This window comes from Candidatus Sarmatiella mevalonica, assembly GCF_016751895.1.
Classification (GTDB): domain Bacteria; phylum Pseudomonadota; class Alphaproteobacteria; order Rickettsiales; family Rickettsiaceae; genus Sarmatiella; species Sarmatiella mevalonica.
Genome location: NZ_JACVVM010000006.1, coordinates 20,836 through 28,398, shown reverse-complemented (window position 1 = coordinate 28,398; position 7,563 = coordinate 20,836). Strand labels below are relative to the sequence as shown.

The following is a 7,563-nucleotide window of genomic DNA, read 5'->3' as shown; positions in this document are numbered from 1 at the left end:
TTGATCTCGACCGCTATTATACTTACATTAGATCTCCTTTCGAAAGGGTGTTTGCTCAGGATAATAAACGACTGCGATATGTAGGAATAGCAAAAAATCAATTTGCTGAATTTATGAATGCAATCTGTTTTAATTTATGAATGCAATCTGTTTTAATTTAAAGCGTTTAACCGTCCTTGCTGCATAAAACAGGTAAAAATACATCTATTTAGGCTTATAACAAAACTAAAACAGCTAAAAATGAGATTAATTTCTGATTTGACTAAAAAACTATGCAGTTTTTAATAGCAAAATCCTTATAAAATCACTCAAACAAAAATTTTAACTACAAAATTTTCTAAAATCTCATCTTACAACGGTCCCTTTATGCGCATACGCAGGGGTGTTTGCTGAGCATTGTCAAGCCGGTGGACGGAACGAGGGGGGTTTAAGGTTCAGCAATGGCGGTGGCTTGTGGAACGCTCGTTTGCGTAGCTGGGTAATTTCAGAAGATTGTCCAAGGATTATGAGATTTCCCCTTCATCCGCTAAGGCTTTTGTTCAATTAGCTTTCACAAAAATTATGCTGAATAGGTTAGTTAAATGTTTTGCGTGACTGGTTCTTAATCTTCTGAATTGATCATCTGATAAAATCTTCACTTGTTCATATTTCAATTGCAAAACCATAATATTTTTATTGACCTAGCTTGAGTATACACATATATCACAGTTTCGAAAGAGGTCTATTGAAAAAAGCCGTATAACTTGCCATGAAAGGTATAAAAAATTGATCGCCTTAGCCGCAATTTCGGCTGCAATTATTATTAAACAAGGATTAATAGAAGCCGGCTATCAAAAGATACAAATGAAGAAAAAAGAAGAGGTAAAGTTCCTATTTGGTCCCTTTTTACCTTAGGCTTTGATAGGTTAAAATCCTGCTTTCGTACAACCGTGAAGCGCTTTATCGAGACATTATCTCACAACTTAATACCATCCGACGCCCTCTTTTTTGCACTCTTAAGTAGCGAGTTCAAAAAAATGTAGGGTACTATGAGTTTTGACAACAAAATCTTCCAAAAGACAAACAAAGCGTTGGTTAAAACATTAGAACTCTTTTTCAAACTCTACTACTGATGGCAACTGCAGCGAAGTTGTCGATGCGCGAATCCTCACTTAACTTCATGTATAGCTACGGCTCTGCGCTGCGTATACCTCTTGCATTTGCTCATCATAAGTGAGTTTGGAAAGAGGTCTATTAAAACTAACTATAAAGATTTTGATAAAAACCTGCATGCAAGGAAAAATGCATAAATCAGTGCATATGCTCATGGTTTTTATGTGTATAAAACCCCATACTCGGTGCAATACTCAAAAACGCAGGATCTGCGATGATGTCGCTAGGATTGCCTTGGCAGCAGATATGATTATGCATACAAATAATCTTATCTGATTTCTTCATCACCACATGCAAATCATGCGAAACCATAATGATGGTTTTGTTATGCTTAGTCTTTAACTCTTCTACTAGTTCATAGAAGAGTTCTTGGCTGATTAAATCTAAAGATTGCGTTGGTTCATCTAAAATGATGAGGTTGCTATTCTTTAATAAATTCGCAACTATCAGGGTTTTTTGTTTCTGGCCCAAGGACAAGGAATGCACATCCCTACCCTTAATCTCACAAAAACCACAAAAATCTCTCAGCTTGTCACTCATCCCCCCGCCATCGCTCCCAGAAATAAGCTTAATAAAACATTCAACCTGCATAGGTATATGATGATTCATCGTGAGTTTCTGAGGTGCATATGCTATGTTATTAGTATACACATACCTTCGCCCCTGATCTATTTTCTCTAAACCAGCAATGATGCGCGCCAAGGTTGTTTTGCCTGATCCATTCGGGCCTATGATGTTAGTGATGGTACCTTTTTCGAGAATACAACTTATATTGTCTAATACTCTCCTCTTATGAAATGATTTAGATATTGCTGATAAAAATACCGCGTGTTTATGGTCCTTATGCATTTGTATAATGCCCGATGTGTAGATTCAAGATAACTTGCAAAATATAGATTGCGCAAACAAGATTAGCAGAAAATTTAATTAAAAGATACGCTACAGCAGCTATAAAATATCATTAACATCAATGCTATCATAAATAAATAACTTGTCATTCTCTCCTCGCTCCAACACTGACCCATCGCGCAAATATTTAGGCGTTTATACATAAACAATGTATAGATCGAAAAAATAAACAGCCATACGCATATTAACAAATTATATGTTTGTGCGTTCGCTAAGCCATGCCAGATATCTTGAAAGCGTTCAAAAACACTTGGCCATGACGAGATGGCAAAAATCATAACTGGTATAACTATTATAGGACCGCACAAAAGACTGAGCAGTAATATTAAGGTATAATCAAAATCTAACATTTCCTTAATTTTTGGAGGGGAGGCAAGGGGTAGCAATACAAAACATACCACTACATTCGCTACTAATATAAACACCCCAGAGTAGGCGAATATTGAGGAGGTGAGTACGTAATTACGATCGCTATTATCTACGCAAAATTTAAATATAAATAGCCAAATGGTAGAGATGCAGCATATTAGCGCAGCACAGAACATGTGCGTTGCATAATATGTATAATATTTTGGCGCGTTAGTTGAAAGGGCCCGAATAACCGGCAGGTGTTTGGCGCGCACTAAAAACCATGCGGCCAAGCAAATACACAAATCGCATGCGATGGGGATGATGGCTATTAAGCTTTGAGAGTGATTAGCGAAGGGAGTGGGGGCGGTTTTGCTTAAGAGCAGAGAAACGTTGCGCATAGATGATATGCATAGCAGACACCAAATGCCAGCGAATAAATAGCCCAGCCCTCTGCTTTCTAAGGCAGGCGCATGATGCGAAGGTGCGTTATGCGAAGAAGTTACTGCGGTATTCATAAATTTTATAAGATTTAATAATCTAAGATTTTATAATTTAAGATTTTAAGATTTAATATCTATATTTTTTATATTCATACTTTAATAAAGCTAAGCGCTTAAGATATCGCTAGCTTTTAAACATCAAGCCTTAAACATTGAGCATTTGCATATAAAAACTTGTTAAGAACAGTCCAGTCCAACACAATATCATAGTAGTTATAAGAAGCGAAAAAACATACAAAGCATAACACTTCATCCCATTTTTAATATTATGCGATAAATAATATCTTGAGGATTTATAGGAAAAAATCATGATATACAACATAACTATGTAGAATATTAAAGTAGTAAACGTAGATATCGCGTTATCTAAAGAACAACCTGTAACACTCAGTGTAAAACCATCAAGCCAGAGCATAGGTAGCACAAACTTTATCACTGGAGGAAATAGCAACTCAATAGTAAGATAAGACATTCTTGCAACGTACAATCCTCTAGATATTTGCGCACCGGGCACAAGGAAGAGTTGGAGTAGCAATATTAAAGATGCTGGACCGTCAATCACTCGAAAGTTACTTTGCATCACGAAGAAGCGGGTGAATGCATTACACAATTCTGGCTTAACATGTACGAAATACTTTATTACAAAGACTAAGATGAAGCAGATGCATAACATCAAAATCACTGTAAAGGATAATTTTGCTTTGCGCGCAAGGAACGCTAAAACCTGCTGCGCAGAGACTGAAGTAGTTGCAAGCCTAACAAAGTACCAAGATCCGACGCAGGCACACAAGATAGATAGCATTGGCAAAAAAGGCAGGATCCACTCCAATGGACGATATGCAGAAGGTGCGCGTTTGTCTGCCCACAGAAATAAAAACTGCGTAGCATACGATGATACTAGTAGATTGCATAGTAGAATACATACAAACAGATCAATAGCGAAGCGTTGGTCTATGCGAGAAGTTTTTAAACTTAGCATACGCAGATACATATGATGAAAATGATGGAATTCGAGATAAACTTGCTAAGAGATTAGCAGAGCAGCACGCTCACAGCAGAGCGCACCGCGTGATTCAGATCTTACAGATCATCCGGGCTCATCCAGTGATTTTTAGCAGCATACATCGCTGCTTTTGCTGGATCATCCTTAGGCATATGTTTGTAATATGGATCATTCGCTAAATCCTTGCTATGCTGATTAACAGCGCTATTAATTCCATTGAATGCGGTCTGACCACCTCTTACGATAGAATTAAAACCTCCAAAACCCCCTCCTAAACCGTTACTCTTCATAAAACTACCTCTTTAATGTATTAGTTAGTCATTAGTTAAAAAACATAAAACAACAAAGGGTATGATATCAATATCCAGCCCGATCTTAACGATAGTTTTTGACCGACGCAAGAGGTGTGATCTACTTTATTTTAAATTTACCCTAAAACCAAAAGTTGCGTTGTAATTCTCCACCACCGCTCCTCACGCCAGCCACAACGACTCTCTCAACTGCGCATTCATCATAACAACACCAAAGCACAACACTACACTAGCAGCTAGCAACCAGAGCTTAAGATAGCGCTAGCTTTTAAACATCAAACCTTAAACATTGAGCATTTGCGTATAAAAACTTGTTAAGAACAGCCCCGTCCAACACAATATCATGCCAACCATCGCGAACCAAAAAGCGCGCATAGCATAACATCGCATTTGGCTTCTAACGCTATGCGATAAATCATGAGATAAATTATGCAATAAATAATTGCTTAAAGGTTTATACGAGCAAATCATCACATAAAACACAATAACGTAAAGCGCTAAGGTAGCCATCACACTCGCTGCCTCATCTAAAGAGCAATCGACAGCGGTTTGCACAAAACTATTTAGCCAGAGTCGAGGCAATACAAATCTCCCGAGCGCTGGCAGTAGCAGAGCCTGAATGATATAAAACACCCTTGCGCCACGCAGCTTTTCCGACATCTGCACCCCGGAGGTAAGGAGGAGTTGGAGTAGCAATATTAAAGACGCTATGCTAGAGATAACTGAAAAGATGCTCTGCATCGATGCAAGAGATGGCGCGACTGCGCTATACCATTCCGGTTTGAGATACGCGATGCGCCCTACTATAAAGTTAAAAGTGGAGAGTGCGCATGGTATTAAGATTATTCGAAACATGAACTTTGCTCGGCCAGCAAGGTGGCGCTGTGCTTGCTGCCCAGCTGCTGGAGTGGGAGTAGCGATAAGCCGAGTGAAGCACCAAGATGCAATGCAGACGCATAGGGTAGATAGCGCTGGTAATAGATACATCACGCACTCTAGTATATGGTGGGCAGTTGGTGCAAGGTTATCTTGCCAGAGCAACCAGAGATTGACATCATATGATAGTACTAGTAGGCTGCATAATAAAATGCATGCGAACAGATCAACGAAGATGCGCTGATCTACGCTAGAAGTTTCTAAATCGAGCATACTAAGGCAGGCAACTGAGTTCAAGTGATTTTTTTATGAGTAGTTGAATGAAAAAATAGAGAAAAATTAAAAAATTTACCTCAAGCAGTGGATGCATTTTCTAAGTTCAATTCAATCTTAACGATAGTTTTTGACCGACGCAAGAGGTGCGAATGTATTTTTATTTTATCTTATTTTAAATTTATCCTTAAAACCAAAGGTTGCGTTGCAATTCTCCACCACCATTCCTCACACTAGCCACAACGACGCGCTCAACTGCGCATTCATCGCAACAAAGCCAAAACACAGCGCTACGCTAGCGGCCAACAACCAAAAGATGCGTGTGGCACTGCGCCTGATTAATGCAGCATTCTGCGCATCCTCATGCTGCTGGCTAAAGTAGACATGCAAGCTCTTGCGTATGAACCAAAGGTATGGAGGGGCGAGGCAGAGCGCAAGCCATATGCACAAGCTTGGCACTATCTTTTGTATAAGCAAGATTTGCGAGCTGGGCCATATCAACACAACTGTGTAGATAGCAAGGCAAAACGTAGCAAACATCCTGATATACTTAGAAATTTTAGATGCTTGTATTTTGGATAAATATGCTAACTCACTTAGCAACATCACGGAGGAGAAGTTATAAGTTATAAAAATTATTGTGCCAAAGGATAAAAAAATCGCTCGAAAGAAAGTTGGTAGGTTTTTGGCGTACACTCCTTGAACCCCGCCGACATACTTGAATATAAATAACCAAAATATTGCGACAAACCCTACTAGAATCGTATAAAACACAAACCTTACCTGCCCTCGCGACAAACCCAGCATCATTGGGCGGCAGTTGAGTCGAGCAAAAAGCAAGGCGGCTATGCAGAGCAAAAGGTTATATACAACGGGAATAAAACATAAGGAGAGAGTGCAATTATCAGCAAACAACTCCTTCGAACTCGTGAATAACATGAGTGAGTTTGCCGAGAACAAGACGCAACAGTAGAATAAAAGGCAGATGAATAGGTCATTAATCACCTCCACTCCGCTTTTCAGGCTTGGTGTAGTTGAGTTATCGAAGGCCATAGATGTTATATTTAGTTCCTAACTTATATAATGTCAAATATTAAAAATTAACAAACTTAGAGACTCCCTATATAACGTATAGAACAGTAGAGTCAACAGACCTCTACAAAACTCTTATTCCTGATCGCGGCTGCGCTTCGCTGTTGATGTCCAAATCTTGACTGATTTTCATCTACACTCAAAGTTCTACGCTTTCATCCGCTCCTCATAAGCGAGTTTTGCAAGAGGTTTAATGCAAGATAGCAATTATTTAAGCATCGCTCTTTTAGATTTTTAATCTCTACTCATATAATGATATTTAGCCGCATAGATCGCTGCCTTCGCCGGATCATCTTTAGGCATATTCTGATAATATAAATCTTTTGATAATTGTAGATCCCGCGCTTTTTCGCTATACTAAATTAGCTTGAGGTAGCGTAAATTATATGATAATATGAAGCAAAAAATGCGAAGCGGATTACATTCATTGGATTAAACTGCATAAAACTACCTCTTTAATTATTAGTTAGTCATTGGACCTCTTTCCAAATTCGCTCAATTAAGAGCAAATGCGAGGAGCATACGAAGCACAGAGCCGCGGCCATACATGAGGTACGTGAGGACTCGAGCATCGAAGCGACGAAGCAGTTGCCATCAGGAGTAGAGCTAAGAAAGAGGTCTATTAGTTAAAAAACATAAAACAACAAAGGGTATGATATCAATATCCAGCTCGATCTTAACGATAGTTTTTGACCGACGCAAGAGGTGTGATCTACTTTATTTTAAATTTATCCTAAAACCAAAAGTTGCGTTGTAATTCTCCACCACCGCTCCTCACGCCAGCCACAACGACTCTCTCAACTGCGCATTCATCGCAACAAAGCCAAAACACAGCGCTACGCTAGCGGCCAACAACCAAAAGATGCGTGTGGCACTGCGCCTGATTAATGCAGCACGCTCTACATCCTCTGCTAACTAAAAAGACCTCTTTTCTAAACTCTACTCTTGACGGCAATGCGATGCGTCGCGCCAATGCTCGAATCCTCACATACCTTATGTATGCTGGGAGTTCTGCGCTTTGTACGCTCCTTGCATTTTCTCCTCATGAGCGAGTGTGGAAAACAGGTCTAATATACTAACTAATAGTTATTTGTTT

The 7,563-nt window shown here is 39.2% G+C and carries 8 protein-coding genes; 1 reads left to right on the top strand and 7 read right to left on the bottom strand.

What is annotated here, in order from left to right; translation table 11 throughout:
* Positions 1-539: 539 nt before the first annotated feature.
* The 4 genes from Sarmat_RS07020 to Sarmat_RS01115 all read right to left on the bottom strand — a co-directional run bounded on the left by Sarmat_RS07020 (position 540) and on the right by Sarmat_RS01115 (position 2,927).
* Positions 540-665: a hypothetical protein gene (locus Sarmat_RS07020; protein WP_279611722.1), complete on the bottom strand. Its 126-nt coding sequence runs from the start codon at positions 663-665 to the stop codon at positions 540-542.
* A gap of 492 nt (positions 666-1,157) precedes the next feature.
* Positions 1,158-1,307 (bottom strand): hypothetical protein, encoded by a 150-nt coding sequence (locus Sarmat_RS01125; protein ID WP_202149017.1) that lies wholly within the window; start codon positions 1,305-1,307, stop codon positions 1,158-1,160.
* Positions 1,291-2,001: a metal ABC transporter ATP-binding protein gene (locus tag Sarmat_RS01120; protein ID WP_202149016.1), complete on the bottom strand. Its 711-nt coding sequence runs from the start codon at positions 1,999-2,001 to the stop codon at positions 1,291-1,293. Before Sarmat_RS01120 ends, Sarmat_RS01125 begins: the two co-directional genes overlap by 17 nt.
* A 74-nt stretch (positions 2,002-2,075) precedes the next feature.
* A complete protein-coding gene (locus Sarmat_RS01115; RefSeq protein WP_202149015.1) occupies positions 2,076-2,927 on the bottom strand; it encodes a hypothetical protein in 852 nt (283 codons plus the stop codon).
* A gap of 578 nt (positions 2,928-3,505) precedes the next feature.
* Between Sarmat_RS01115 and Sarmat_RS01110 the strand changes: the two genes are divergently transcribed.
* Positions 3,506-3,907 (top strand): hypothetical protein, encoded by a 402-nt coding sequence (locus tag Sarmat_RS01110; protein ID WP_202149014.1) that lies wholly within the window; start codon positions 3,506-3,508, stop codon positions 3,905-3,907.
* 85 nt (positions 3,908-3,992) lie between these two features.
* Here the strand turns inward: Sarmat_RS01110 and Sarmat_RS01105 are convergent, their stop codons facing one another.
* From Sarmat_RS01105 to Sarmat_RS01095, 3 genes are all read right to left on the bottom strand, one after another.
* The gene (locus Sarmat_RS01105; RefSeq protein ID WP_202149013.1) at positions 3,993-4,205 is read right to left on the bottom strand and encodes a hypothetical protein; all 213 of its coding nucleotides are present in this window, start codon (positions 4,203-4,205) and stop codon (positions 3,993-3,995) included.
* A gap of 303 nt (positions 4,206-4,508) precedes the next feature.
* Entirely contained in the window at positions 4,509-5,375 is an 867-nt protein-coding gene (locus Sarmat_RS01100; protein ID WP_202149012.1) for a hypothetical protein, read from the bottom strand.
* 228 nt (positions 5,376-5,603) lie between these two features.
* Complete coding sequence (locus tag Sarmat_RS01095; protein WP_202149011.1) at positions 5,604-6,314, bottom strand: hypothetical protein; 711 nt, start codon at positions 6,312-6,314, stop codon at positions 5,604-5,606.
* Between the last annotated feature and the right edge of the window lie 1,249 nt (positions 6,315-7,563).